Consider the following 24,240-nt stretch of genomic DNA (forward strand, 5'->3'; position numbering starts at 1 on the left):
GAAGTATGCAAAGCCCGGAACCCGTATCGAGAACACCTTCCAGACAAACGGCATCCTCCTCGATGACGAGTGGTGCCGGTTCTTCCACGACAACAACTTCCTCGTCGGCCTCTCCATGGACGGTCCCGGAGGCCTCCACGACACCTGCCGGAGAGACCGGCAGGATCGCGGCACCTTCGACCGGGTCCTCAACGCCGCCCGCCTGCTCCAGAAGCACCGGGTCGAATTCAACATCCTCTGTGCGGTCACCAACACGAACGCCGATCATCCCCTCGAGGTCTACCGGTTCTTCCGCGACGACCTCCGAACGCCGTACATCCAGTTCATCCCCATCGTCGAGCGGGAGAACGAGACTGGATTTCAGGAAGGGAACACGGTCACCGAGCGATCCGTCCGGCCGGAGCAGTGGGGACGGTTCCTGATCGCGATCTTCGATGAGTGGGTCGGACGCGACGTCGGTCGGATGTTCATCCTGAACTTCGACTGGGCGCTTGCGGGATGGCTCGGGATGGCAGGGGCGGTCTGCATCTTTGGACCCACCTGCGGCTCTGGCGTGGCGCTCGAGCATAACGGCGACCTCTACTCCTGCGACCACTTCGTCGAACCGGACCACTTCCTCGGCAACATCCTCACGACACCGCTCGCTGAGCTCGTGAACTCGGGTAAGCAGCGGAGGTTCGGGACGGCCAAGCGCGATACGCTCCCCCGGTACTGCCGGGAATGTGCGTTCCTCGCCGTCTGCAACGGTGAATGCCCGAAGAACCGGTTCATCGAGACTTCGAGCGGCGATATGGGACTGAACTTCCTCTGCGCAGGGTATAAAGCGTTCTTCTCCCACGCCGACCGCCCGATGCGGATGATGGCCGGCCTGCTCCGGCAGGGGAGGTCTGCCGACGAGGTGATGCCGGTGCTCGCGGCAGAGAGGAAGAGGGCCGGCGGGACGGCAAAGGTGGGCCGGAACGAGCCCTGCCCCTGCGGAAGCGGGCTGAAGTACAGGAAGTGCTGTGGAAGATGAACGGCACCCCGAAACGGTGATGATTTCTGGATCCGGGATTAATCCCTCATGATCCAGGCGGCCACTTCCTTCTCGTGGTCGACATAATGCTCACCGCTCACATCGATCACCACCCGTTCGATGGTCCCACCCGTAAAGGCGAAGGGTGCGGCATAGTCCGGCGATACCGGCGATCCATCATCCCGGCCGACACAGAGACCGTCGCCGGTGAGGGAGATGGATCCCGGCTGGGTCTTGATCCGACCCTCTCCCACCTTCTTCATGTCCATGTACAGGGTGAGGGTTCCAAGGGCGCTCCTGGTATCAGGATCTTCCCCGTCCCGGGCAAACTCCGCGGTGAAGACGTGCCGGCCGGCAGGCACGGTGCTGCTTGAGGAGATCTTCTGGATCGTATCCCCGAGCCAGTTGTAGACGTAGTGAAGCCGCCCGTCTGCAATATAGAGGCTGTGACCGCCACCGACACCACCGTGGGCGAAGAGGACGCCCTGTGCCTCCGGCCCGTCGATGACGGCACCGGCCACGATTCCATACGACCGCCCCCGGATACTGACTGCTACCGACCCGGGAACCCCGGCAGTCCCCGGGTAGTAGACGTACCGGGTTCTTGGTCTCGCGGGCTGGGGACGCGGCGTGGCAAAGATCTCCAGCGGACTGCGGTCATCAAGCGGCATACCGTGGTAAATGCCCGCATAGTAGAACCAGAGCCCCTTGAGGAGGTCAAGCACATCTCTGTTCTCTTCGGCAAGGTTCTGCATCTGGGCCCGGTCCTCCTTCAGGTTGTAGAGTTCCCAGACGTCGTGTGCGTAGGTGCCCCAGCCCGAGAGAGGCGGGTGGACCGTGGTTGCCAGCCAGCCCTGGTGGTAGATCGCCCTCTGACCGAGCATCGCGTAGAACTGGGTCTCCCGCTCCGGCGCATCGGGATCGCCGAAGCTGGCCCTGAAACTCTCCCCCTCGATCGGGCTCTGGGTGTAGCCCTTCAGCACCTTCGGCGGCTCGATCCCCAGCAGGTCGTAGAGCGTCGGGACGATGTCCACGGCGTGGACATACTGGTGGCGCACCTCGCCGCGGGCACTGATGCCGCGGGGCCACGCAATCAAGCACATGTCCGCAGTTCCGCCCTCGTATCCGGCAAACCGCTTCCAGTAGGGGAACGGGGTGTCGAATGCCCACGCCCAGCCGCTGCAGTAGTGGTTGTATGCCCCGGGACCGCCAAGCTCGTCGATGTGCGGCAGGTTCGCCTCGACCGTGTCGGGCACGTTGTTCAAGAACTTGTTCTCGTTGAAGGAACCGCTGGGGCCACCCTCGGCACTGGCGCCGTTATCGGATACAACGACGATGATGGTGTTCTCGAGCTGCCCCGACTCCTCGAGATAGTCGAGGATCCGCCCGATCTGGGCATCGGTGTAGGTGACAAAGCCGGCGTAGACCTCAGCCATACGGATGAAGAGCTTCTTTCCGTCCTCGTTCAGCGAATCCCAGGGAGGCACGAAGTCGAGAGCCGGCCATGGCTGACCGTCCGGCCCGGTCGTGGCAGGCTCACCGTGGGGGTTGATGGGCGACAGGCCGGTCTTCTCCGGCAACAGTCCCATCTTCTTCTGGTTCTTGAGGATCTGCTCACGGATCTTCTCGTAGCCCATATCGAACCGGCCCCTGTACCGGTCAGCCCACTCCTTGAAGACATGGTGCGGGGCGTGGCCGCACCCCGGGCAGAAGTACATGAACCAGGGCTTCTCCGGGGCGATCACCTTCGCATCGCGGACGAACTCGATCGCCCGATCGGCAATATCCCTGGAGAAATGGTAGCCCTCGTCCGGGCGGTAGGGCTGGTCCATGGGGTGGTTGTCGTAGACCAGATCGGGATACCACTGGTTGGTCTCCCCGCCCAGAAATCCGTAGTAACGCTCGAATCCCCGTCCGAGCGGCCAGCGTCCCTTCCATGAGGACATGTCGGTCTCCTCTCCCGGGGTCAGGTGCCATTTGCCGATGGCGTAGGTGTTGTAGCCCCGTTCGTTCAACACCTCCGAGATAAACCCGTTCTCGAAGGGAATGCGGGCGGAAATCCCCGGGAAACCGGCGGACGCCTCGGTGATGCAGGCCATGTTGTTGCTGGTTGCGTTGCGCACGGTGAGCAGGCTCGAACGGGTGGGCGAACAGAGCGCCGTGGTATGGAAGTTGCTGTAGCGTATCCCCCTATCGGCGATACGCTGCATGGTAGGCGTCTCGATGGGCCCGCCGAATACGTCCATGGCCCCGTAGCCGACGTCGTCCCAGACGATCATCAGGATGTTGGGGGCATCAACCGGAGCCTGCGGCTGCAGGTAGGGATCCCAGTCAGGCACCGAATCCCGGATATCGAGATTGACCGTGCCCTTCCATCTCTCGGACATCTTGCACTCTCCACGTATGTTGTGAGCGCCGTGTCAGGTACGGTCACAGATTAATCTCTTTCGATGCCTGAGTCCTGCCGGGATCGCACCCGGGCGCCGGGAGCATGCCGTCGAGGTCTCGAAGAAGCGGTTCCGGGTCCGGGACACCTACGGCGTGGAGGTGGAGCCGGGGCACGACGACGCGCCCGTCCTCGCCGTGACAGCGGCGATCGACCAGATGGCGCATTGATCCCGGGCTGATCGAGGGGGGAGAGCACTGAAACAGTGCTTATCCGGGGATCTGGAGGTGTCAAAGTTTCATTCACATAATTTTATATCCTGGCACCCATCTGGTCCTGACCTGCCTCAGGTGTGCGCACTTCCAGAGAGACGAGATGTTCGCAGGCCGGGTCGCCTGCAGTTGTATTCCGGCGCGAGGGCAATCACGGGTGTGGGCAGGCAGTCTATGCATCTGTCATAGGAGGAATAGAAGAATGGCTGAAGTTATGTATGGGCCGATGCACCTTCTGGTCATCGGGTTCAAAAATCCGGACTTCCACGGCCAGATTCGCAAGGCGCTCGGGTCGGCGATGGAAGCGGGTGTCGTCAGGCTGATCGACGCACGATTCGTCTGGAAGGATGCGGACGGAAACGTCGAGGCCATGGAGGCCACGCAGCTTGACGACGCGGAGCGGCAGCGCTTCGGCGCCGCCGTCGGCGCGCTCATCGGCCTCGGGGCCGGTGGGGAGGAAGGCGTACAGACCGGCTGGGAGGCCGGTACCATGGCGGCCGCTCAGCGGACCTTTGGTATGACGGAGGAGAATGTCCAGCAGATCTCCGACGCCATCCCGAACGACAGCGCCGCCGCGGTCTTTCTCATCGAGCACCTCTGGGCGAAGGAGCTCAAAGAGGCGCTCCGGGATACCAACGCATACCTCATCGCCGAGGGCATAGTTACCCCGGAAGCCCTCGTGATGGCCGGGACGGAGCTTCGGGAAGCGGTCGAGGCTGCTGAAACGGAGGAGAAGAAGCCGATGGCGGCACCGGCACGGTGAGGAGGCCGGGACCGGCTCGCTACCATTTTTACAGGGTACCCCATCTCCACCCCTGATCCGCCTGACCGGGGGGATTGCCTCCTCCTGTATGAGTACTTCTGTGGCGGCGACGGGGCAGGGTGCGAGCCGCCCGACCGGGATGGACAGGCATCCTCGTCCGGGGATACGCATGATGTCGGAGATGGTCCTGGAACCGGAACGGAAGCAGACCGGGTACAGGCGTACTGCGGCGCCTCGAGAAGCGGCTCCGGAAGCCATGCCGCCGGTAATGCCCGGACGGCGAAGCGTATACCTGGCCCTCACTTTTTATACGATCACCCCCAGAACGTGTGGTATACGCATCCGCAGGCCTCGTTTCTCAAGAGACCGTTCCAGCGGGTGTCGGTGAATCTTGAGGACCCGGATGAGGAGGAGATGGGTTGAGCACGCTTGAGTCGTATCTCGATGCGCTGCACCAGGGGGTCTTTCAGGTCGTCGTTCCGAAGGACCTGGTGACCGAGCCGCTCGAGCCGGGCTGGAAACGGTCGGCCATCAACGTGCCGAGCCCCGAGACCATCGCGAGTTACCGGAAGGGACAGTACCACGCTCACGAGACTGTCCTGGAGTACCGTGTCCACATGGACCGGTACGACCCGGAGAAGAACCCTATCATGCACCTGATCGATGACGCACCCCTGGCGCTCATGCTTCACGAGACCATGGAGACCGTTTTTATAACCGGCAAAGATGCAACCCGGAGAGATCCCCTGCAACGTCTTGCTGACCAGCACATGACCTGGAAGTTCCGGATGGGCCTTGGCATCGTCCTGGTAGCGATAGGTGTCACCCTCCTCCTCACGGCATTCTATGGCACACTATCCTTCTTCGCTGTAACCCTGCCTGCCCTCGTTCTCATCCTCGGTCTCATCGCGATCACTAAAGGCGCCCGGCAGAGGAACCGGGAAGAGCATGCGGACAAGGACATCATCAGGGGAAGCATCGTGGCGGTTGCAGGAATCGCCCTCTTCATCTTCTGGAAACTCTGTTCCGACCTGGCAGGGGACGCGGCTCTCGCCGTTGCAGGAATCGCCCTCTTCATCTTCTGGAAACTCTATCTCATCCTCATCCTGCTGGTCCTCGCGGTCTGGCTCTTTTCCAGCGCCGCCGTCACGCTGCTGAGGGCGTTTCGGGAGAGGGGGAGTCTGACGAAGGGTTTCTGGTACACCCTCGGGCTGGGCGTAAGTTCGCTGGTCCTCGGGATTCTCGCCATCACCCTGCCGGGTGGGCTGATCCGGCTCCTCATCCTCCTGCTGGCAGGAATCGTGCTCATGGCTGGTGCTTTCATAGTCCTTGACGCGTACGGGCTGAGAAATGCCGCCCGCCTGATGGAAGAGGGCGGCGTTTCCCGATGATGCCCCTGGTCCGGGAGAATACTCTCACGTAGACTCCCGGCCCTCGTGCTCCACGTTATCCGGTAGAGGTGCGATAGATATCCCACCTGCCGGTATTGTTGCCCATCCAGACGATCACGCCGTCTGAGACGTCAGGGTAGGATTGGTCATACGGGTCCCATGTCACCTGCGTCTCCGTTCCGGTGATGATGTTGTACATGTAGATATCATGGTTTCCGTTCCGCAGATCCGAGTAGACCACGAGGTCTCCATCGACCGCAACTGAGTCAGGGCGTGCCGATTCTCCGGTTATCAGCGTTGCGTTCCCCTTCGCCACGTCATAGAGGTAGACGGCGCTCCGGTTCTCGATGAACTTGATCCAGGCGACGTACTGGCCGTCGCTCGATACGCCAGGATAGCGGTCGTCGCCAGGCTCGCTCAGGATGACTCCTCCCGACCCGCCGAGGGGTGATATGACGATATCGAAGTCGCCTCCGGTCGTGTTATCCACCCAGGCCGTCGTGTTTCCGCCGATGGCCGTCTCCATCTGGTGGGATGGAGCGATGACCAGGGGTGTGGCGGTTCCACCTGCAATCCTGTAGAGGTCGACATCGCCCGACCCGTCCGTAAGGTTCGTCCATATGATGTAGTCTTGCGAGACACCGGGGTCCAGCGGCGTCCCTGGCCCGTCTTTCGTCACCTGCTGCAGCCTGCCCGTAGCAATATCGTAGAGATAGATGTTGACGCGTCCTGTCTGCGGGTTTGTTCCCGACCAGACGGCATTGTTCTCAGCGATGGCTAGTTGGCGGGGCATGACGAGGGGCACCGACGTAGGGGTGGATATGGTCGAGTTGTTCCCTGAGGGTATATCGCAAAGCTGCACCGAGACAGACCCGTTCATCGAGTCGTTGTTGACCCAGATGACGTTATTCCCTGATACTGCAGGGTACATCTTGTCCACCTGGCCGCTGGGTGCCGGCACCCCGCCTGCCGGGCTGTTCTGCTGGGGCTGCGGGAGTGCGACTGTCGGCGGTGTCGGCCGCGGGGGTATCGCCGGCGTCCGGGTCTGCGTCGGTGTGACCGTCGGCGCCTGGGTCTCCGTTGCCGTGGCCGTCGCGGTCTCTACCGGGGTTGTCGTGGTTGTCGTGGTTGTCGTGGTGGTCGTCGGGGTCGTGGTAGTCGTCGGCGTTGATGGTCCTGGGGGCTCGAATACCGGCAGTTGCGACACTGAGACGACCGGCGGTCGGATATGCGTGACCGTCGGCGTTGGCGTTACCGTTGGCGGGAGTTCGACGACTGGCGGTTGATCAGGCTGTGCGACGGGTGGCAGTGCTGACGCGAGTCCCGCCACACAGATTATGGCGATAATTGCGGCGACAATCGTCCCGAATGTTGTTATCCTCATACTTCACCTTCCCTGGTTTGCCGGCTCTCCACCCCCCTTCAGGGGGGAGGGGCCTTCTGCATGCGATCACAATCCCGCGTGGATTGGTCTCGTGATGATCCCACGCCGCGGCGGGGATAGTGGAGTGGGTATATATAACTGCCCGCGGTGGTTGCGGCAGGCTGGACCGCGATCCTTGAGGAACAAACACCGCCACCAACCCCCGAATCGGCCCCGGAGGACGGGACCGAAACCCTTTAATTTTTAAACCTCATGCTCCCTCCGTCAGCTCCGCAGTGTAGAGGTCAATGCTCAGATTAAGGCCGATCTGTGGGGGATCAGCGCTATTTCTGGTATACCATGCCGCAAACATTCATAGGCTGGCCGGGTCGCCATCCGGCCTCTCACCTTCCCAAAGGCTGATGATTGGGTGAGGAGTAATACTGGCATATCACTGATGGAGGTCGGGCGAATGGCAGGATACGGGTCACCTGAAAAGAGCCGTGAGATGATCGTTCGCATATAAGTGCAGTCAGGTCATCCAACCGATTGTCATCAGGGGTCTTGGGATGGACAACTCCGAATTAAAGGGCTGTGGTGCGATGGGTGTGCCGGGGCATATGGAGGGGCGGTGCGGATGAGTGCGGGCACGGATGGCCGGTCCCGGCCCGCGGCGATGCACGGTCTCTCCGGCGAAGAGGCCGGAGTGCGGCTCCAGCGTTTCGGCCCGAACCGGGTCGAGACGGCAGGTAAGGTGACGTTTCTCGGTATAGCGCGAGAGGAGCTCACCGAGCCGATGATCCTCCTTCTCCTGGTGGTCGGGGTCGCGTACACTGTCTTCGGGGAGTTCCAGGACGCCCTGACCCTCTATGCGATCATCTTCATCCTCGTCATGGTCGAGATCTGGACCGAATACCGGGCCAAGAAGGCGATCGCCTCGCTTGCGACCATCGCCGCCCCTGAGACGAAGGTCGTCAGGGACGGGCGGATCGCGGGTATCCCGACCGAGGATGTGGTGCCCGGGGACCTGCTCGTCCTGGTGCCTGGCACCAGGATCGCGGCTGACGGCCGCCTCGTCTCCTCGGTCAGCCTCAGGGTTGACGAATCCTCCCTGACGGGAGAGTCGTTCCCCGTGGAGAAGGCGGCCGGCGACGACGCCTATTCGGGAACGCTCGTCCTCGATGGGGAGGGGGTGCTCGAGGCCGCCGCAACCGGGGGAAGAACCCGGATCGGGGAGATCGCGGCCCAGGCCCAGGTCGTCAAACCGCCCAGGACCCCGCTCCAGCTCGCGATGAAGTCGCTCTCCAGGATGCTCGCCGTCGTCGCCATCTTCTTCTCGGTCGCCATCCCGCTGGCCGGATACCTCCAGGGCCTGCCCCTGGAGGAGAGCATCCTGACCGGTCTCGCCCTCGCGTTTGCCACGATCCCGGAGGAGCTCCCGATCATCATCACCATGACCCTCGGCCTCGGGGCCTACCTGCTCTCGAGAGAGAACTTCCTGGTGAAAAGGCTCAGGGCGGCAGAGACCCTCGGCAACGCGACGGTGATCCTGACAGACAAGACCGGCACCATCACCGAGAGCCGGATGCAGGTCGTGGCCGTCCACCCCGCCGGAGCGCGGGAGGAGGTCCTCAGCGCGGCACGCTCGGCCATGACCGAACTCTCCCTCTCGATCACGGATCTGGCCCTCATCGAGGAGGCCGAACGCCTCGGCATTCCGGCCGAGACCTCCCCGATCCTCAGGGAGGAGACCTTCGGGGGCGGCAGAAAGACCGGCATGGTCGTTCGCGACAGGCTCGATGGCCCTGCCCTCTACCTGATCGGCGCTCCCGAGGAGGTCATCGCCCGGGCCGATGATGGCGACGCCGGCCTGCAGGAGGCTCTCGACGCGGAGACAGCGAAGGGGCGGCGCGTGATCGCGGTCGCCCACCGCACCCTTGCCCGGACCGAGCCCGGGCAGAGCGCCGACGATCTGGAGCAGCACCTCACTCTCGACGGCCTGATCGCGATCGAGGACCCGCCGCGTCCGGGGGTGCGGGAGACGATCACCAGGATGGCCCGGGCAGGGATCAGGACGATCATGGTCACCGGGGACCACCCACGGACCGCCGCTGCAATCGCCGGCGAGGTCGGCATCCCCGCTGGGGCGGTGATCGAGGGGCACGAACTCGACGCCCTCTCTGATACCCGGCTCCGGGAGGTGGTGCGGGAGGCCAGCGTCTACGCCCGGGTCACCCCCCAGCACAAGCACCGCCTCATGGAGGTCTTCCAGGCGCTCGGGGAGGTCGTCGCCGTGACCGGCGACGGCGTGAACGATACCCTCGCGCTGAAGGGGGCCGACATCGGGATTGCGATGGGGGTAAAAGGGACCGATGCCGCGAAAGAGGCCGCCGATATCGTCCTGGCCGACGACAACTTCGTGACGGTCGGCAGGGGTATCCTCGAGGGCCGGCGGATCTTCGACAACCTCACCAAGGGGGTGCGCTACTACCTCTCCGTGAAACTGGCCCTTGTCGCGGTCTTCATCGCGTCGCTCCTCCTCGCCCTGCCGTTTCCGTTCTCGCCTATCCAGATCATCCTGCTCGAGCTCTTCATGGACCTCGGGGCCTCAGCCTCGTTCGTCGCCGAACCGCCCGAGCCCTCGATCGATACCCGGCCGCCCCGTGACCCGCATACCCCGTTCCTCAACCGGGGACTGGTGACATGGATTGTGGCCGGGGGAATCGCCCTGCTCGCTGCCGTCTTCGTGCCCTACTGGTATACCCTGTTCCGGGGCGAGCCCGTCGTCGTGGCCCAGACCACGGCCTTCTCTGCGTGGCTGATCGGGCATGTCCTCCTGGCATTCGTCTCGCGTTCGACAACCGACCCGCTCTATCGTGTCGGGCTCCTCTCCAACCGCGTGATGCTCCTGTGGGGGGCGGGTGCAACGATCTTCCTCGCGCTCGCCCTGACGGTTCCGGCCGTCGGCGGGCGGCTCGGCCTTACGAGTATCGGCATCGGTTACGTCGGGCTCGTCGTCGGGGTTCCGCTGGTCTCCATGGGAGTGTACGAGGTGGTGAAGGTCTGGCGGGCGGGGGCGAGGCACTCCGATATCCCCTGGCCTTTCCATCCAGAATAGTGACGGAGATCTACAATAGAGAGGGGTTCTGCCCGGCAGGCTCGCTTAATCCAGCATCGCCGTCATTCGGGGTGATCAGGATATGGTATCTCGCCGCATTTTCCCGGCAGCATGCCATCAAGTTCGGTAAGAATTGCCGGTACTCCCGGCTCGAGGGCCGGGCGATCGTTCTGGGTTATTTTCCATATATTCTCTTCTTTTCTCCTCCCAGTACTCCTTATCTTCAACCGTTATTGGACGCAACACCCTGCACGGGTTTCCCACGGCGATCACATCGTCCGGGATGTCTCTTGTTACGACGGAGCCCGAACCGATCACCACGTTGTCCCCGATGGTCACCCCCGGATTGATCACCGTATCCGCTCCAATCCAGACGCTGCTCCCAATGGTTATCGGCTTTCCACACTCGAGACTCATGTCTCTCACCCCTGTGTCAATCGGATGCCCGGCAGTGTAGACGCCGACCCGGGGGCCGAAAAAGACATGATCGCCTATTGTCACCTCACAGACATCGATAATGATGCAGTCATAGTTCGCATAAAAATTGTCGCCGATACGAATGTGACAGCCGTAATCACAGCGGAACGGCGGCTCAATAAAGATATGTTCACCTGCAGATTGAAAGAGATTCTTTAGTAACTCCGTCCGCTATTCTAATTCTTCTTCTGTCGTTCCATTGAATAATCGGGTCAGTCTTCTGGCTCTCAGGTTGTCCCGCTTCAGTTCTTCGTCCTGTGCGACGTATAACTTCCCGGATAGCATCCTTTCCTTTTCCGTCATGGACGGTCTCCCGGTATGGACAGATTTGAATGTAACGGGCGGGGTAAAGGGTGGGTCGGGAGGACCCTACCCCGGGTGAGGTCGCGAGGGGGATCTCTCCGGCGCAACAGGTGCACCCGGGCGACGGCGACGTCACGCCGCTTCCGAATCGAACCGGAACGCCCGGGAGGGCACCCGCATCTCGAACCGTGCCCCCTTCCCGGGCTCCCCTCTCTCGGCGATGGGGATCCCGGTGATCGCGAGGATCTCCCTGATCAGGAAGAGGCCGAACCCCGTGTTCTTCCCGACGCCCCGGTTGAATATCCGCTCCTTCTCCCCCGCAGGAACGCCGACACCGTCGTCCTCCCAGATGAGGGTGAGGTCCCCGTTCTCCTCCGGACGGTACAGGACATGGACCCGGGTCGCCGACTCAGCGTGCCGGACCGTATTGTCCATCAGGTTGGCAAAGACCTTCACAAGCATAGGATCCGCGTAGATTGCAAGATCACCTGTCTCATCGGTTATCGGAAGTCCCCCGGCCGCCGCAGCCCGGATCGCATCTGATATGCGCTGCCATTCCGGAGCGCGGACGCCGAGGTCCTGGTAGTCACGGGTGAACTCGATCTGGCGATGGATGGTCTCGGCGGCGATGTTCATCTTCTCAAGGTATCCTGAGAGGGGTCCTTCGGGCGCTTCCTCCTGTGCGAACGAGAGGTTGCCGAGGAGGACCGTCAGCTGGTTGAGGATGTCGTGCCGGGTGATGCTGCTCATCAGGTTGAGCTGCCGGTTCGCCTGCAGGAGCGCCTGCTCAGCCTGGTGGAGGTCGGTGATGTCGTGGATGATTCCTTCCACACCCCGGACCGAACCTTCTGTATCGGTGAAGAGATGACCGCTCACCGTCACGTGCTTCAGGGTCCCGTCTCTCATCTTGAGTACCTGGGGGTATCCCCTGACCGCGCCGTTCACCCTGAGTGAACCAAGAAACTTCTCGCGTTCCGAAGGATCGGCATAGATATCCTGTATGGCCACGCCAATCATCTCTTCGGGCGAACCGTAGCCTGCCAGTGCTGCCCCGGACGGGCTGATCATGAGAATGGTCCCATCGAGATCGGTGCGGTAAAACAGGTCCTGCATGTTCTCGATGATGGTCCGGTATTTCTCCTCGCTCTCCCTGAGCGCTTCCTCTGCCTGCTTGCGCTCGGTAATATTCTGGAGGAGGACCAGTCTTCCGATGACCGCCCCGGACCCGGTCCGCAGGTCGTCCACGGCTGCATCGAAGAACTGCCTCTCCACGCCCTCTTCGATGACGATCTCCCGGTGATTCCCGGGTGCAGCCTGTATCAGGGCAAGGAGCGATGGGTGGCCCGCGAGGACGCGATCCGCCGGACTGCCGATGGCGTCGTCACGCACTGTCCCGAGAAGCCGGACCGCTGCGGCGTTCATATCGGTCATCCGTCCCCGCGTATCGATCACCATCATCGGCGAGCTCATCTCCTCGATCACCTTTCCCCGGGCGACCGGGGTAACCTCGAGGAGGCCCTGCCTGAGCGTTGCTCCCACAAAGACGAGTCCGGTGAACATCAGGGCGAACGACGTCAACGTCAGTCCCGGGTATGGAGTGAGGCCCAGCTGGTACTGGAGATCGCAGAGGAGGGGGAGGAGAAGCGCGGCCAGGAGAAGGAGGCGCTGGCGCCGGTAGAAGGCATGGATCTCCGGCTGGACGAAGATGAGGAGGAGGAGGCTCGCGACCAGGAGAAGGTGAGAGTATGCAACATGGACCTGGAATCCTATTCCGTTGGTGAAGTTGAGTATAGGGAGCGGTCCCGAGAGGTCGACCCAGTAATCGTACCGGAAGAACGGGTGAAACCAGGTGGTCTGGGCGAGGATGACGGTTATTACCGGGATGATGAAGAGGGGGACTTTTTTCCAGCCCTGTATCCACTCTTCCCTTCTCAGGTAGGTGAGGATGAATGTGAGTTGAAGGACGGCGAGGAACGGCACGGCCAGGAACCGGATCTGCAGCAGAAGGATCTTGAGCCAGAGCGTCTCCGTCATCAGGTTGAGGGCATGCGTGATGGGCAGGAAGGCGGTGCACAACAGCAGGAGTCCGAGGGGCCGTGCCACGGCTATGTCGCGGTGCTTGTGGCAATAGAGCACAAGGGCGATGAGCACCCCTCCGGCAAGGAAGAGGAGCCCGATCAAGAGGGTGGATATCATGGGCGGGTCTCTCTGGAGGTAATATCTCGATTGACGGATGTTGAATATTTCGTTTCGGGATACGCGATGGGAACGTGTATCCGTGCAAAATAGCGCTATTAGAGGCCCTGTTACTTAAATGAACTGTTTTTGATTATTAGGGATGTTTGCGTTGATAGACGCAAGATCGCGTCTGTTCTGGAGAAGCGAAAAGTGAGGAGGTCTGCTCGATCGCGTATGAAACGCGATCAATCGGCAACGTGCGGGAACTCTATACGTGTCTGTCTTCTTCCGTTCGACTTTCGTTGAGGATGTCCTCCCCTCCAGACCCCGGGGAAGTACTTCTCCATGCCCTCCTCTGTTTGTACCCTCTCAAGAATCCCGCTTAATGCTTCAGCGAGTATCTGTGCGGCGATCTCACCCCATCCCCGGGCCACACACGGCAGTGGTCCGGCGATCGAGGCGAAGGCGGGGGAGGCTCCGAGAGTGGACCGCCGAAAAGAGGGCGCACATCGCCGGGAACGGCGTAACCTGCCTGCAGATCTCCTCGCCGGATGACTGGGGTGCATTTATACGAACGGGGTGCCACACACCAGCAGATCCAGGTATCATATATGGGGTACGTTCATGCGCACGGGTCAGATCGTAGTCATACTGCTGATCGGCGCCATCGCCGTCCTCTACGCCCTCGATCTGGCGGAGAACCGGCAGGAGGCGACGAACCTTGCGCCTGCAGAGGTGCGGGAGTACCGGGGGGAGCGGCTCTCCTCGATTGCAGACTTCCGCGAGAACTCGATCCGCGGCCCGCAGCACGTGAATGCAAGCACGTATACGCTCACCGTCGACGGGCTGGTGGAGAACAGAGGGGAGTACTCCTACGATACGCTCATAGACCGGTTTCCTCACTACCGCAAGGTCGTTACCCTCTCCTGCGTGGAAGGCTGGGACGTCACTATCCTCTGGGAGGGGGTACGGGTGAAGGACCTCCTGGATGAGGCGGGGGTGAAACCGGAGGCGAACACGGTCATCTTCTACGCTGCGGACGGCTACTCCTCCTCGCTTCCCCTCGCCTACATCGAGGATGAGGACATCCTGCTCGCCTATGCCATGAACAACGTCACGCTGCCGGCGGATCGGGGGTTCCCCTTCCAGCTGGTGGCCGAAGACCGCTGGGGCTATAAGTGGGTGAAGTGGGTGACCCGGATCGAGGTCTCCGACGATGCGGACTACCGCGGCTACTGGGAGAGCCGGGGGTATTCGAACAACGGGAGCCTCGACCGGTCCTTCTTCGACCGGGGATAGGGAGGAAGAGGGATGGTGCGGTTCGCCTGCCGGAAACTGGTCGCCCGGACCCTCCTCGTGTTGACGCTCCTCTTCCTGATCAGCGGCTTCGGGATCACGGAACCAGGGCTCGTGCGGTCCCTGACGTTCGGGCTTCTCGATAAGGCACTCTCCCAGCAGATCCACTTCCTTCTCTGGGGCCCGTTCTTGATCGTGCTGGTGCTGCACATCTACTACTCCTGTGGGGTCTTCAGGAGGTGATGCTCAAGCGGTCATCGCGGCAGGACATATGCCTTGCCTGCCGGGGCGCTATGCCGTATCGAGCTCCCTGACCATCAGGGAGATCCCGCCGTCGATGCCTGAAAAGAATGCAACGCCGTTTTTGCTGAACAAATCGTAGGGTAGAATGCCTGCCTGCACAAAGCCGCAGCGTTCAAACGCCCTCCTGGAGATCGGGCCGGTGCAATCGGCAATCGCCCGGGAAAATCCACGCATCCGGGCAGAGGCTAGCGTACGCCGGATCATCGCCTGTGCCATCCCGCACCCGCGGTACGGCCGGGCCACGCCGATCTGGAAGATATGCAGCACGGTGCCAGCGGCGATCTCGTCCCGGTCGATGTACTGTTCTTCCAGTTCGTCGATCATCTCGACGGTTTCACGAAAATGCGCAAGAAACTCCGCCATCGTCGCCCCTTCGGCCGCGAGGTCGCTGGTGAGGTCAAGGCAGAAGATGAACCCGGCGATCTCGCCCGTCCGTCCGTCGCGGGCGATATAACTCAACTCTTTCTCGGCAAGAAATTCGGTGTACCACCGTGCATACGGCAGAAAGATCTCGGGGTCCGGTGCATAACGGTGCGTTGTCGGCTCGTCGGCGATGAAGACGTCCGTGTAGAGCCGGGCCGCCTCTTCGACGTCGGCCGTGTCAAGGGGAAGATAGACGGGGGGATGATCGGGGCCGGTGGCGTTTCCGGCGGGTCTTTCCATTGCCCAGTGTTTGGGCTCTCCGGACTTATAAATCCCGGGCGGCATCGGCATCTCCGGGTCCGTGGTGCAGAACGAGGAGACGCCGGCGAGCGATATCGACATCCTGGTGGAGTTCCGGGAGGGGGAGGAGACTTTTGACCACTTTATAGACCTCAAGTTCTACCTCGAGGATCTCCTGGGGCGAAAGACAGATCTCGTCATTGCCGATACCCTGAAGCCCCGGATCCGGGATGCTGTCCTCGACGAGGTTGTTTATGCCTGGCGACCTTCTGCTGTATCTTGAGGATATCCGCGACGCCATTGTGTCCATACGTTCCTATGTCGGGGACCGGACGTTCGAGGAGTTCGTGGGCGATCACATGTGCCTTGGCGCTGTTGTGCTCCGGTTCATCACCATCGGGGAGGCGACGAAACAGATCCCGGCCGAGATCACCACCGGCTATCCCGGGATCGAGTGGCGTAAGATCGCCGGGCTCCGGGACATCAGCGTTCACTCCTATTATGCGGTGAAACCGACGATCCTCTGGGACATCATCCACGACCATACTCGGGCCCCTGGAGGACGCGGTGGAGGCGATGATCCGGGAAGAAGAGGGGCGGTAGAGCCGGCCGCTCCGCACCGTGCCTGCACAACAGCACGTTATGATAAGAATCCATCCTCGGTAAGAATCCCTTTTATCGTATCTACCAGGGTTCTTGCCGTAGTAAGTGCGCTTTCCGCGTCGGTATGGGTGACGATGGAACTGACGTCATACGTGGCCATATGTCGCTTCCTCCGCATTCGATCGAAGATGGCAACCTCGTCCGGACTGAGGTGATATCCCAGGAATTCCTTCACGGAGACGTGTCCTTCCCCGCCCTTCGGGCGGTATCCCCGGGCAAACATCAGTGCTCTTCCTGCTGACAGAACCGCGTTGTAGGCGATGTTGTAGGTCCATTCATTGCTGATTGCAAGGTTCATCTCAGCGGCACGAAGGTCTCGTTCGGCGATATCGATCGCTTCCCTGACCGTCCTCCGATCGATGGGTATCCTCTCAATCTTTCCTTCTGTCTCCAGCCGTTTTATCATGGTACTCCTCGCCCTTGATCATAATCTTTGGCCCGTACAGGACGTTGGTGATGAACGGGTCCGCCTCGGCGACCCGATCCTGCAGTTCTTCCTTCCTGACCAGCGTATAATTGATATCTCGTTGAAGCGTCCGTTCGCTCTCGTTGAGCAGGGGGATAAGCCGGTTCTCATCGACCTCCCCGACGATGAAGAGGTCGATGTCGCTCTTTGCCCCTGCTCTTCCTTTCGCGAACGAACCGTAGATGAAGATGCATTCGGCATCTCCGAGCTCGTCAAGCCGGTCCCTGAGCACCCCGGCGACCCCTTCGGTCTTGAGTACCAATCTCTGCAGTTCGGGGTAGAGGAAGAAATCCTGGTTGACAGCGTAGTATGTCTGGTTCCCTTTCACCTCTGACGTCAATAATCCGAATGATTCGAGCCGTGCGAGCTCCTTTCGGACAAGCGCGTAGTTCTTCCCGACAAGCCTCTCGACCTGGCGGATGTAATACTCCTTGCCGGGATTCATGAGGAATAGCGTGAGCAGTCTCACTCTCGTCTCCGAGGATATGAGAACTTCGAGCATGTATGATGGGTGGATCTGTTGATTATAAAAAGGTGCTCTTTTGATAACTTAATGAACTCAAATGAATATTATTTATAATCAATTGAGTATTACTTATAATCAATTGGATACAATTTGTACTCGACAGCGGTGTATGGCGATTGGACGTGAGGGTGTTGTCTTGTTAATGATTTGCAGGTGTCGTCTTGTTAAAGTCATCAGTACAGTAGCAGGCGCTATTTTTACTGAAACGCTGGCCGCACATGGCAGCCGCCAATCTTCATAAACACCGTATCAAAATGAGCTACCGTACATCCTCTCTCCTGTGTGGCGGTAATAAAGCCGTCTGCCGTACGGTTGCTGTTACCTCTTTTCCGGGAGCTGCCGGCTGATAAAACAACTCTCCATATTAGTACCTCTCAGGCTCATTTGCCATATACTCCTTTCTTTTCTCCTCCCAGTACTCCCTATCCTCAACCGTTATTGGACGCAGGACCCTGCACGGATTGCCGGCGGCAATCACGTTATCGGGTATATCTTTCGTCACGACGGAGCCCGAGCCGATAACCACGTTGTTCCCGACTGTTACGCCGGGGTTAATGACAACATCCGCCCCGACCCAGACGCTGTTGCCTATCGTTATCGGTCGTCCGTACTCGAGGATCGCATTTCTCACCCCTGCGTCGATCGGGTGCGCGGCGGTATAGACGCCGACCCGGGGGCCGAAGAAGACGTGATCGCCTATGGTCACATCGCAGACATCAAGTATGATACAATCGTAGTTTGCGTAAAAATTGTCGCCGATACGGATGTGGCAGCCGTAATCGCAGCGAAACGGCGGTTCGATAAAGATCTGCTCGCCTGTGGATTGAAAGAGGCTCTTGAGCAACTCTGTCCGGTATTCCAATTCCTCTTCAGTAGTCCCATTGAATAGTCGTGTCAATCTTCTGGCTCTCTGGCGGTCCCGTTTCAATTCTTCGTCGTATGCGAAATAGAGTTCTCCGCATACCATTCTCTCTTTCTCTGTCATAGCCGGCCTCCTCGTCCGGGTATAGTTGAGGCACTGGAGAAAAGGTTGATCATGAACCGTGACCGGCCCGGTGTGATCGTTCTTAATGGGGTTGGAGGGGCGGCCGGCGTTCCGGCCATGCACCGGACAGAGTGGCTGGGGGCCTGACCCGGTTGCGGGGCACCCGGAGATCCCGCTCGCCTGGACTCTTCATACATCCTGACTCTCAGTCCGGGAAACTTCTCGAAGCGAATGCGGTCTGCATTCTGTTTGGTAGAGCGTCCCCTCGGTGGTGCCATTCTTAGAAAGAATTATCATGCAGATATTATAACTATTAGTTACGTCATGCTAACCAATCCCGGCGAAAGGGTTAATATCAGTTAGCATAATGTAACTTATATTCGCGTTGAGGTGAAGTATGGAGCAGGCGGTTGTCGAAAAATACCTGAACGAAGTCCCCTATGAAGCCCGGGCTGCCGTTATGGGGCTTAGCAATGACCTGCGGTGGGCTGTGTATGTAGCCCTGGTGCTTGAGGGCAGGAAATACTTCAGTGAGATAAAAGACGAGTTCAAGGCAAACCCGAACACCATCGGCCCGGCTCTGAAGGCTCTTGTCGACAGCGGGCTTGTGACGAGAAAGATTGCCAGGTTTGAGGACTTTGCCGATAAACGGAAGGTGTTTTACGAGCCGACCGATCTCGGGATGCGGCTGTTTCGGGTGCTGAATGATATTGCCATTCCTGAGGGGCGGGCGCCCCGGGGTTCGTGTGCCGGGGGAGAAACGGAATCCCCTGTTGACGCAGGGGCGGGAAGGGATACGGAGACCGGGGGAAGATACGCGGGGCAACCGGAGGTAACAACATCGGGAAGTGTTGCAGAACCGGGAATACGGTGGAGGCGTGCAGAGCGATCAGGGATAACGGCACCGAGGAATGCTTCAGTGGCGTCCAAACTCCGGATAACGACAAGGGGGATCCGGAACAGGGCGCTCAGGATGAATAGAGCAGGGTGATGCATCTATGGCGGAGGGGAGCGCTGCCGCTCCCCTCCGTTCCTATGTCCGACGTTTGTGGAGTTCGTGGAGTCTCTCTGCACTTTCGTGCGACCCTCGAACTGCCTTTTACGTAAACGGATACTTGGTCGGGGGTAAATTCTACGCGATCGCGTACGAAACGCAATCACTCGGCAACAGACAAGAACCCTATACGGGCCTGTCTTCTCGCTTCCGTTCAACTTTTGTTGAGGGTGCCCTCCCTTCCAGACCCCCGGGAACGTACTTCTCCATGCCTTCCTCGGTATGCACCCTCTCAAGAATCCCGCCTAAGGCTTCAGCGAGTTTCTGTGCGGCAGCGTGCGACATGTAGATACGCGTTCCGTTTATCAGCGCTTTGCCATCCCGGCGGACACCGGGCATCTCCAGAAAGTCGATACAGACATCCCTGTGCGCTACCTGCACATACGCGAGGTTCGAGTAGGAACTGTGGGTGATATCCAGCTGTAACTCTTCAGGCTCAATCCGGTAGAGCTCGCGGAGATCGACTGCGGTTGTCCTCTCGTTCTGCTCCTCTCCCATGGTTACACCCCCACTGAGTAGATCGAATACCCTGACTCTGCTTCCCGTGCAGAGCAATCATCTCCTACCGTCCATTCGCCGGCATAGTTCGTCGCGACTGCAAGCGGTTCTACCTTTGCCCTGAGCGATCTGTTGTAGTAGTCCAGGATTGCTGTGTTCATGCAGTCCGTCCCGTCCCGATCGTCGATTACGGCATAGGCCAGCAGGGAGAGTGCAATGAACTTCTTCGACTCAACGACGACCCGGTAGACGGGATGCTGTACGTCACTTGAGACGTTCTCGATCAGCCCGAGTCTGACGAGCACCCTGAGTGCCTCTCTGATGCTGGGGGCCTTTTTGCCCGTCATCTCCTCAAGGTACCCGGGCCGGTAGTCCATTGTCGGATCAGCGACGATCTCTTCAACGACCTGAGCGAGAACGGTATTCCCGAATAAGCCGCCATACGGTTTGTTCAGGAATTCCTCGAGTGCTTCTGGAAGCTCCGGCAGTATCTTCCCTGACATAATCACTCCTCCAACTGCAGCACCCGTGCTCCACTCAGGAGCGCTACGGGTGCTCTCACTGGTAGTAAGCAGTGGTGAGCGATAGTAAAAAAATGTTCTGATACCGAAATTATTCTTTCAGTTTGGTCCAGTGCCGGTGATGGGGCACTTCGAGGTCGTAGTAGGTCATCCATTGATCCGCCCAGACGGGTTTTTCAAGTTTCATGACTTTGTCTCCCCCGCTGGCACGGTAGAGGCGAATGTACTCCTGTCCCATTGAATCGACAAAATCTTTCGCTTCAAAGCCGTTCTCTCTGCACTTTCGCTGACAATCCTGCACCTTCCTCATGCCGCCACGCTTCTTTAACCATCCGAGGAAGATGGCTCCTTGCTCTTCCGGGTCAGGCCCTTCCGGCGCAGGATGGTTGCGTTCTCTCATTGGGTGGCACCAAAGGGGATATTGACTTCCGGGTGTTATTAATCTTCTATTTTACTTCTTGGCTTGAACCTGGCTCAAAGCAACGTACTCTGCTATCAATTTTTTCGACAGTGTCGAAATAATTCTCTTACCATATGGTGCTCGCTCTTCCTTGAGAATATCCCTGCCGATTCGATCGCCGATATGCCAGTACAGCAGGACCAGTTCGACGTTTATTGCAGTCGCAGCACGGCCTTTTGCCGCCCGGAGCAGGTCATGGAGATCTGAGAGGAGAAAGGAGATGTCCGGATCCGAAGAGAGTGATCCGACCACGCGTGATGCAGGACTGTCTGAACACGGTGGCGGGATGCGAGCTCCCGGATATCGGAGGGTATACGACGATGGATGGAGTACTCAGGAGTACCGATGCATCCCCTTGCCCGGATCCGGCAGAACCTCTGTATTATTCGGGAGCGCTACGGCGTGGCCCGTATCGGCATCTTCGGGTCGGTGGCGCGGAACGAGGAGACGCCGGCAAGCGACATCGATATCCTGGTGGAGTTCCGGGAGGGGGAGGAGACCTTTGATCATTTTATGGACCTCAAATTCTATCTTGAGGATCTCCTGGGGCGGAAGGCGGACCTCGTTATTGCCGATACCCTGAAACCCCGGATCCGGGATGCCGTCCTCGACGAGGTCGTTTATGCCTGGGGATCCCCTGCTCTATCTGGAAAATGTTTGGTAGAATATTGAGAGATATCCAGACACAGAAGATGGTAGTTAATATAGTCCCAATCCAAAAATGGTAATTAAGTGCTGAAACGGCCGTAGAGGAGAGACACAGGCGGCGTATACGGACAGAACCGTTCTGCCTTTTCCCTCTCTGTATCCGCTGCACTGCTTCTCTTGAGGTTACGCTATGGACGCTACGACAACAACCCTCGCTCAACTCGAATCACACCTCTGGGAAGCCGCAAACATCCTGCGTGGGCCTGTTGATGCTGCCGACTTCAAGACCTACATCTTCCCGCTCCTCTTCTTCAAGCGAATCTCCGATGTGCACGACGAGGAGTACCAGGCAGCTCTTGCAGAATCCGGAGGCGATGAAGAGTATGCTCGGTTCCCGCAGAACTACCGGTTCCAGATCCCTCATGAATGTCATTGGAACGATGTCCGCACGGTAACGATAAACGTCGGGCAGGCTCTCCAGAAAGCGATGCGCTGTATTGAAACAGCCAACCCGGAAACCCTCTATGGCATCTTTGGCGACGCGCAGTGGACGAACAAAGATCGCCTCTCCGATGCCCTGTTGCGCGACCTTATCGAGCATTTTTCCCGGATCAATCTCGGGAATCAGGCGGCGAAGGCTGACATCCTCGGCCAGTCCTACGAGTATCTCATTAAGAAGTTCGCCGATCTCACGAACAAGAAGGCAGGGGAGTTCTACACGCCGCGATCGGTAGTCCGACTGATGGTCAACATTCTCGACCCACACGAGGGTGAGGCCATCTACGACCCGGCCTGCGGAACAGGAGGTATGCTGCTTGAGGCCATCCACCACGTGCGAGAGGCTCACGGCGACGACCGGACGCTCTGGGGCAAGCTCTTCGGCCAGGAGAGGAACCTCACCACCTCGGCCATCGCAAGGATGAACTTATTCCTGCACGGGGCAGAGGACTTTCAAATCGTGCGTGACGATACCCTCCGCCACCCGGCGTTCTTCTCAGGCGATAACCTGGCGACCTTCGATTGCGTCATCGCAAATCCTCCATTCTCCCTGGAGAAATGGGGCGAAGAGGTCTGGGCGAGCGATCCTTTCGGCCGCGACTTCGCCGGAATGCCGCCTGCCAGGAGCGGCGACTACGCCTGGGTGCAACACATGATCCGATCGATGGCGCCCAAAACCGGTCGCATGGCGGTTGTACTGCCGCACGGGGCGCTCTTTCGTATGGGGAAAGAGGGAGCCATCCGGAAGAAGATCCTCGGCATGGACGTGCTCGAAGCGGTGATCGGCCTTGGTCCGAACCTCTTCTACGGCACCGGCCTCGCCGCCTGCATCCTCGTCTTCCGCCAGCGCAAAGCCGAGGTTCGGAGAAACAAGGTTCTCATCATTGACGCTTCGAAGGAGTACAAGACCGGTCGCGCCCAGAACGAACTGCTCCCCGAGCATGTCAGCCGCATTTACGGCTGGTATCGGGATTTTGCGGATGTGGAAGGGGTTGCCCGGGTGGTGACGCTTGAGGAGATCGCATCGAATGATTACAACCTGAATATTCCCCGGTATGTCGAGCCGAAAGTCGAAGAGGAAGTGCCGACCGTTGAAGAGGCCCTTCAGCAGCTTCGTGAGAGTGCTGAGGCGGCGTTTGCAGCGGAAGAACGGCTCATCAGCATACTGAAGCGGGAGGGTCTTCTCATATGATTAGCCGCATCACGCAGCAGCAGCTCGAATCCTATCTCTGGGGGGCAGCCGTCCTCCTCCGGGGAACCATCGATGCTGGCGACTACAAGCAGTTCATCATGCCGCTGCTCTTCTACAAGCGCCTCTGCGATGTCTACGACGAGGAGACAGAGACGGCACTTGCGGAGTCCGGCGGGGATGTTGATTTTGCCGCGTTCCCGGAGAACCACCGGTTCCAGATTCCGCCCGAAGCCCACTGGCGCGAGGTTCGGAAGGCCGCACGGGATGTCGGGCAGGTCATCCAGGCCGGTATGCGGGCGATCGAGACCGCGAACCCCGATAAACTCTATGGGATCTTTGGCGATGCACAGTGGACCAACAAGGACCGCCTCTCGGATGCCATGCTCCGCGATCTCATCGAGCACTTCTCCTCGCTCGAACTCACCGTCGCCAACCTGCCCGAGGACGAGCTCGGTAACGGCTACGAGTACCTGATCAAGAAGTTCGCCGATGACTCAGGCCATACCGCGGCCGAGTTCTACACGAACCGCACCGTCGTCCACCTCATGACCGAGATGCTGGAGCCGCAGCCGGGAGAGACCATCTACGACCCGACCTGCGGCTCCGGCGGCATGCTCCTCTCTGCCATCGCCCACCTGCGCCGCCGGGGGCAGGAGTGGCGTAACGTCCGCCTTTACGGGCAGGAGCGCAACCTGATGACCTCCTCCATCGCCCGGATGAACTGCTTCCTCCACGGCATCGAGGACTTCCATATCGTTCGCGGCGACACCCTCTCCGAGCCCAAGTTCGTGGAGGGCGACCGCCTGCAGCGGTTCGATGTGGTGCTGGCAAACCCGCCCTACTCCATCAAACAGTGGGACCGGGCCGCCTTCGCCGCCGATCCCTGGGGGCGGAATGTCTTTGGCACGCCGCCGCAGGGCCGTGCCGACTACGCCTTCTGGCAGCACATTCTGGCCAGCATGGACGAGGAGACCGGCCGGTGCGCGATCCTCTTCCCGCACGGCGTCCTCTTCCGGCAGGAGGAGGCAGAGATGCGGCGGAAGCTGATCGAAGCGGATCTGATCGAGTGCGTGCTGGGGCTCGGGCCGAACCTCTTCTACAACTCGCCTATGGAGGCATGCGTGGTCGTCTGCCGGACGAGGAAACCCGAGGAGCGGCGGGGCAGGGTCCTCTTCATCAACGCGGTCAATGAGGTCACCCG

The 24,240-nt window shown here is 59.8% G+C and carries 26 protein-coding genes and 1 pseudogene; 13 read left to right on the plus strand and 14 right to left on the minus strand.

Annotated elements, in window-relative coordinates; all coding sequences use genetic code 11:
- The coding region (locus V6K60_RS07890; protein ID WP_332449975.1) for an anaerobic sulfatase maturase at nucleotides 1-1,015 on the plus strand (1,015 nt) is incomplete at its 5' end.
- Between the two features lie 38 nt (nucleotides 1,016-1,053).
- On the opposite strand, the gene V6K60_RS07895 is transcribed toward V6K60_RS07890, so the two are convergent.
- Together V6K60_RS07895 and V6K60_RS07900 are read right to left on the minus strand one after the other, a co-directional pair.
- Nucleotides 1,054-3,402, minus strand: a complete 2,349-nt coding sequence (locus V6K60_RS07895) for an arylsulfatase (RefSeq protein ID WP_332449976.1) — start codon at nucleotides 3,400-3,402, stop codon at nucleotides 1,054-1,056.
- A 43-nt stretch (nucleotides 3,403-3,445) separates the two neighbouring features.
- The gene (locus V6K60_RS07900; protein ID WP_332449977.1) at nucleotides 3,446-3,628 is read right to left on the minus strand and encodes a hypothetical protein; all 183 of its coding nucleotides are present in this window, start codon (nucleotides 3,626-3,628) and stop codon (nucleotides 3,446-3,448) included.
- 247 nt (nucleotides 3,629-3,875) lie between these two features.
- Here V6K60_RS07900 and V6K60_RS07905 point away from each other — a divergent pair, with 247 nt between their 5' ends.
- Together V6K60_RS07905 and V6K60_RS07910 are read left to right on the plus strand one after the other, a co-directional pair.
- Complete coding sequence (locus V6K60_RS07905; RefSeq protein WP_332449978.1) at nucleotides 3,876-4,436, plus strand: DUF1269 domain-containing protein; 561 nt, start codon at nucleotides 3,876-3,878, stop codon at nucleotides 4,434-4,436.
- A 419-nt stretch (nucleotides 4,437-4,855) separates the two neighbouring features.
- Nucleotides 4,856-5,827 carry a DUF308 domain-containing protein gene (locus tag V6K60_RS07910; protein ID WP_332449979.1) on the plus strand — a complete coding sequence of 324 codons (972 nt, stop codon included), beginning with the start codon at nucleotides 4,856-4,858 and terminating at the stop codon, nucleotides 5,825-5,827.
- 55 nt (nucleotides 5,828-5,882) lie between these two features.
- On the opposite strand, the gene V6K60_RS07915 is transcribed toward V6K60_RS07910, so the two are convergent.
- Complete coding sequence (locus tag V6K60_RS07915; protein ID WP_332449980.1) at nucleotides 5,883-6,620, minus strand: TolB family protein; 738 nt, start codon at nucleotides 6,618-6,620, stop codon at nucleotides 5,883-5,885.
- Between V6K60_RS07915 and V6K60_RS07920 the strand changes: the two genes are divergently transcribed.
- Together V6K60_RS07920 and V6K60_RS07925 are read left to right on the plus strand one after the other, a co-directional pair.
- Nucleotides 6,619-7,113: a hypothetical protein gene (locus V6K60_RS07920; protein WP_332449981.1), complete on the plus strand. Its 495-nt coding sequence runs from the start codon at nucleotides 6,619-6,621 to the stop codon at nucleotides 7,111-7,113. The two genes, V6K60_RS07915 and V6K60_RS07920, sit on opposite strands and share 2 nt — an antisense overlap.
- Nucleotides 7,114-7,827: 714 nt before the next feature.
- Complete coding sequence (locus V6K60_RS07925) at nucleotides 7,828-10,308, plus strand: cation-translocating P-type ATPase (protein ID WP_332449982.1); 2,481 nt, start codon at nucleotides 7,828-7,830, stop codon at nucleotides 10,306-10,308.
- Between the two features lie 117 nt (nucleotides 10,309-10,425).
- Here V6K60_RS07925 and V6K60_RS07930 read toward each other — a convergent pair whose 3' ends face one another.
- The 3 genes from V6K60_RS07930 to V6K60_RS07935 all read right to left on the minus strand — a co-directional run bounded on the left by V6K60_RS07930 (nucleotide 10,426) and on the right by V6K60_RS07935 (nucleotide 13,284).
- Nucleotides 10,426-10,725 carry a DapH/DapD/GlmU-related protein gene (locus V6K60_RS07930; RefSeq protein WP_332449983.1) on the minus strand — a complete coding sequence of 100 codons (300 nt, stop codon included), beginning with the start codon at nucleotides 10,723-10,725 and terminating at the stop codon, nucleotides 10,426-10,428.
- Between the two features lie 231 nt (nucleotides 10,726-10,956).
- The gene (locus tag V6K60_RS12830; RefSeq protein WP_442919556.1) at nucleotides 10,957-11,088 is read right to left on the minus strand and encodes a maltose acetyltransferase domain-containing protein; all 132 of its coding nucleotides are present in this window, start codon (nucleotides 11,086-11,088) and stop codon (nucleotides 10,957-10,959) included.
- A 132-nt stretch (nucleotides 11,089-11,220) separates the two neighbouring features.
- Nucleotides 11,221-13,284 carry a histidine kinase N-terminal 7TM domain-containing protein gene (locus tag V6K60_RS07935; RefSeq protein ID WP_332449984.1) on the minus strand — a complete coding sequence of 688 codons (2,064 nt, stop codon included), beginning with the start codon at nucleotides 13,282-13,284 and terminating at the stop codon, nucleotides 11,221-11,223.
- Nucleotides 13,285-13,890: 606 nt separating this feature from the next.
- Between V6K60_RS07935 and V6K60_RS07940 the strand changes: the two genes are divergently transcribed.
- Together V6K60_RS07940 and V6K60_RS07945 are read left to right on the plus strand one after the other, a co-directional pair.
- The gene (locus tag V6K60_RS07940; protein WP_332449985.1) at nucleotides 13,891-14,565 is read left to right on the plus strand and encodes a molybdopterin-dependent oxidoreductase; all 675 of its coding nucleotides are present in this window, start codon (nucleotides 13,891-13,893) and stop codon (nucleotides 14,563-14,565) included.
- A gap of 12 nt (nucleotides 14,566-14,577) precedes the next feature.
- Nucleotides 14,578-14,805 (plus strand): hypothetical protein, encoded by a 228-nt coding sequence (locus V6K60_RS07945; RefSeq protein WP_332449986.1) that lies wholly within the window; start codon nucleotides 14,578-14,580, stop codon nucleotides 14,803-14,805.
- Nucleotides 14,806-14,853: 48 nt separating this feature from the next.
- Here V6K60_RS07945 and V6K60_RS07950 read toward each other — a convergent pair whose 3' ends face one another.
- Nucleotides 14,854-15,528 (minus strand): GNAT family N-acetyltransferase, encoded by a 675-nt coding sequence (locus V6K60_RS07950; RefSeq protein ID WP_332449987.1) that lies wholly within the window; start codon nucleotides 15,526-15,528, stop codon nucleotides 14,854-14,856.
- Between the two features lie 49 nt (nucleotides 15,529-15,577).
- Between V6K60_RS07950 and V6K60_RS07955 the strand changes: the two genes are divergently transcribed.
- Together V6K60_RS07955 and V6K60_RS12835 are read left to right on the plus strand one after the other, a co-directional pair.
- Nucleotides 15,578-15,811: a nucleotidyltransferase family protein gene (locus V6K60_RS07955; protein ID WP_332449999.1), complete on the plus strand. Its 234-nt coding sequence runs from the start codon at nucleotides 15,578-15,580 to the stop codon at nucleotides 15,809-15,811.
- Nucleotides 15,783-16,064, plus strand: a pseudogene (locus V6K60_RS12835) (HepT-like ribonuclease domain-containing protein); the annotation flags it as partial. The gene V6K60_RS07955 and the pseudogene V6K60_RS12835, both read left to right, overlap by 29 nt.
- A 104-nt stretch (nucleotides 16,065-16,168) precedes the next feature.
- Here V6K60_RS12835 and V6K60_RS07960 read toward each other — a convergent pair.
- From V6K60_RS07960 to V6K60_RS07970, 3 genes are all read right to left on the minus strand, one after another.
- Nucleotides 16,169-16,597, minus strand: coding sequence for a HEPN domain-containing protein (locus V6K60_RS07960; protein WP_332449988.1), 429 nt, complete (start codon nucleotides 16,595-16,597; stop codon nucleotides 16,169-16,171).
- Nucleotides 16,563-17,159, minus strand: coding sequence for a nucleotidyltransferase domain-containing protein (locus tag V6K60_RS07965; protein WP_332449989.1), 597 nt, complete (start codon nucleotides 17,157-17,159; stop codon nucleotides 16,563-16,565). The genes V6K60_RS07960 and V6K60_RS07965 overlap by 35 nt, the downstream gene beginning before the upstream one ends.
- A gap of 388 nt (nucleotides 17,160-17,547) precedes the next feature.
- Nucleotides 17,548-18,168: a sugar O-acetyltransferase gene (locus V6K60_RS07970; RefSeq protein WP_332449990.1), complete on the minus strand. Its 621-nt coding sequence runs from the start codon at nucleotides 18,166-18,168 to the stop codon at nucleotides 17,548-17,550.
- A gap of 397 nt (nucleotides 18,169-18,565) precedes the next feature.
- Between V6K60_RS07970 and V6K60_RS07975 the strand changes: the two genes are divergently transcribed.
- Complete coding sequence (locus V6K60_RS07975; protein ID WP_332449991.1) at nucleotides 18,566-19,159, plus strand: hypothetical protein; 594 nt, start codon at nucleotides 18,566-18,568, stop codon at nucleotides 19,157-19,159.
- Between the two features lie 189 nt (nucleotides 19,160-19,348).
- On the opposite strand, the gene V6K60_RS07980 is transcribed toward V6K60_RS07975, so the two are convergent.
- The 4 genes from V6K60_RS07980 to V6K60_RS07995 all read right to left on the minus strand — a co-directional run bounded on the left by V6K60_RS07980 (nucleotide 19,349) and on the right by V6K60_RS07995 (nucleotide 20,953).
- On the minus strand, nucleotides 19,349-19,720 hold the full coding sequence (locus V6K60_RS07980) for a DUF3467 domain-containing protein (RefSeq protein WP_332449992.1): 372 nt from the start codon (nucleotides 19,718-19,720) through the stop codon (nucleotides 19,349-19,351).
- A 2-nt stretch (nucleotides 19,721-19,722) separates the two neighbouring features.
- Entirely contained in the window at nucleotides 19,723-20,223 is a 501-nt protein-coding gene (locus V6K60_RS07985; RefSeq protein ID WP_332449993.1) for a hypothetical protein, read from the minus strand.
- A 109-nt stretch (nucleotides 20,224-20,332) separates the two neighbouring features.
- On the minus strand, nucleotides 20,333-20,641 hold the full coding sequence (locus V6K60_RS07990) for a hypothetical protein (protein WP_332449994.1): 309 nt from the start codon (nucleotides 20,639-20,641) through the stop codon (nucleotides 20,333-20,335).
- 51 nt (nucleotides 20,642-20,692) lie between these two features.
- Nucleotides 20,693-20,953: a DUF1016 N-terminal domain-containing protein gene (locus V6K60_RS07995; protein WP_332449995.1), complete on the minus strand. Its 261-nt coding sequence runs from the start codon at nucleotides 20,951-20,953 to the stop codon at nucleotides 20,693-20,695.
- A gap of 93 nt (nucleotides 20,954-21,046) precedes the next feature.
- Between V6K60_RS07995 and V6K60_RS08000 the strand changes: the two genes are divergently transcribed.
- The 3 genes from V6K60_RS08000 to V6K60_RS08010 all read left to right on the plus strand — a co-directional run.
- Complete coding sequence (locus tag V6K60_RS08000) at nucleotides 21,047-21,373, plus strand: nucleotidyltransferase family protein (protein ID WP_332449996.1); 327 nt, start codon at nucleotides 21,047-21,049, stop codon at nucleotides 21,371-21,373.
- A 166-nt stretch (nucleotides 21,374-21,539) separates the two neighbouring features.
- Complete coding sequence (locus V6K60_RS08005; protein WP_332449997.1) at nucleotides 21,540-23,039, plus strand: type I restriction-modification system subunit M; 1,500 nt, start codon at nucleotides 21,540-21,542, stop codon at nucleotides 23,037-23,039.
- Nucleotides 23,036-24,240: type I restriction-modification system subunit M (locus tag V6K60_RS08010; protein ID WP_332449998.1), on the plus strand; the 1,205-nt coding region annotated here is incomplete at its 3' end. The genes V6K60_RS08005 and V6K60_RS08010, both read left to right, overlap by 4 nt.

Origin of the sequence: Methanoculleus sp. (assembly GCF_036677455.1) — an archaeon.
Classification (GTDB): domain Archaea; phylum Halobacteriota; class Methanomicrobia; order Methanomicrobiales; family Methanoculleaceae; genus Methanoculleus.

Bases quoted from the DNA above. Each gene is read 5' to 3' on its own strand.
- V6K60_RS07895 (WP_332449976.1), bottom strand. From the start codon at position 3,402: ATGTCCGAGAGATGGAAGGGCACGGTCAATCTCGATATCCGGGATTCG.
- V6K60_RS07900 (WP_332449977.1), bottom strand. From the start codon at position 3,628: ATGCGCCATCTGGTCGATCGCCGCTGTCACGGCGAGGACGGGCGCGTC.
- V6K60_RS07905 (WP_332449978.1), top strand. From the start codon at position 3,876: ATGGCTGAAGTTATGTATGGGCCGATGCACCTTCTGGTCATCGGGTTC.
- V6K60_RS07920 (WP_332449981.1), top strand. From the start codon at position 6,619: ATGACGAGGGGCACCGACGTAGGGGTGGATATGGTCGAGTTGTTCCCT.
- V6K60_RS07915 (WP_332449980.1), bottom strand. From the start codon at position 6,620: ATGCCCCGCCAACTAGCCATCGCTGAGAACAATGCCGTCTGGTCGGGA.
- V6K60_RS07925 (WP_332449982.1), top strand. From the start codon at position 7,828: ATGAGTGCGGGCACGGATGGCCGGTCCCGGCCCGCGGCGATGCACGGT.
- V6K60_RS07930 (WP_332449983.1), bottom strand. From the start codon at position 10,725: ATGAGTCTCGAGTGTGGAAAGCCGATAACCATTGGGAGCAGCGTCTGG.
- V6K60_RS12830 (WP_442919556.1), bottom strand. From the start codon at position 11,088: ATGACGGAAAAGGAAAGGATGCTATCCGGGAAGTTATACGTCGCACAG.
- V6K60_RS07935 (WP_332449984.1), bottom strand. From the start codon at position 13,284: ATGATATCCACCCTCTTGATCGGGCTCCTCTTCCTTGCCGGAGGGGTG.
- V6K60_RS07940 (WP_332449985.1), top strand. From the start codon at position 13,891: ATGCGCACGGGTCAGATCGTAGTCATACTGCTGATCGGCGCCATCGCC.
- V6K60_RS07945 (WP_332449986.1), top strand. From the start codon at position 14,578: ATGGTGCGGTTCGCCTGCCGGAAACTGGTCGCCCGGACCCTCCTCGTG.
- V6K60_RS07950 (WP_332449987.1), bottom strand. From the start codon at position 15,528: ATGGAAAGACCCGCCGGAAACGCCACCGGCCCCGATCATCCCCCCGTC.
- V6K60_RS07960 (WP_332449988.1), bottom strand. From the start codon at position 16,597: ATGATAAAACGGCTGGAGACAGAAGGAAAGATTGAGAGGATACCCATC.
- V6K60_RS07965 (WP_332449989.1), bottom strand. From the start codon at position 17,159: ATGCTCGAAGTTCTCATATCCTCGGAGACGAGAGTGAGACTGCTCACG.
- V6K60_RS07970 (WP_332449990.1), bottom strand. From the start codon at position 18,168: ATGACAGAGAAAGAGAGAATGGTATGCGGAGAACTCTATTTCGCATAC.
- V6K60_RS07975 (WP_332449991.1), top strand. From the start codon at position 18,566: ATGGAGCAGGCGGTTGTCGAAAAATACCTGAACGAAGTCCCCTATGAA.
- V6K60_RS07980 (WP_332449992.1), bottom strand. From the start codon at position 19,720: ATGGGAGAGGAGCAGAACGAGAGGACAACCGCAGTCGATCTCCGCGAG.
- V6K60_RS07985 (WP_332449993.1), bottom strand. From the start codon at position 20,223: ATGTCAGGGAAGATACTGCCGGAGCTTCCAGAAGCACTCGAGGAATTC.
- V6K60_RS07990 (WP_332449994.1), bottom strand. From the start codon at position 20,641: ATGAGAGAACGCAACCATCCTGCGCCGGAAGGGCCTGACCCGGAAGAG.
- V6K60_RS08000 (WP_332449996.1), top strand. From the start codon at position 21,047: ATGCATCCCCTTGCCCGGATCCGGCAGAACCTCTGTATTATTCGGGAG.
- V6K60_RS08005 (WP_332449997.1), top strand. From the start codon at position 21,540: ATGGACGCTACGACAACAACCCTCGCTCAACTCGAATCACACCTCTGG.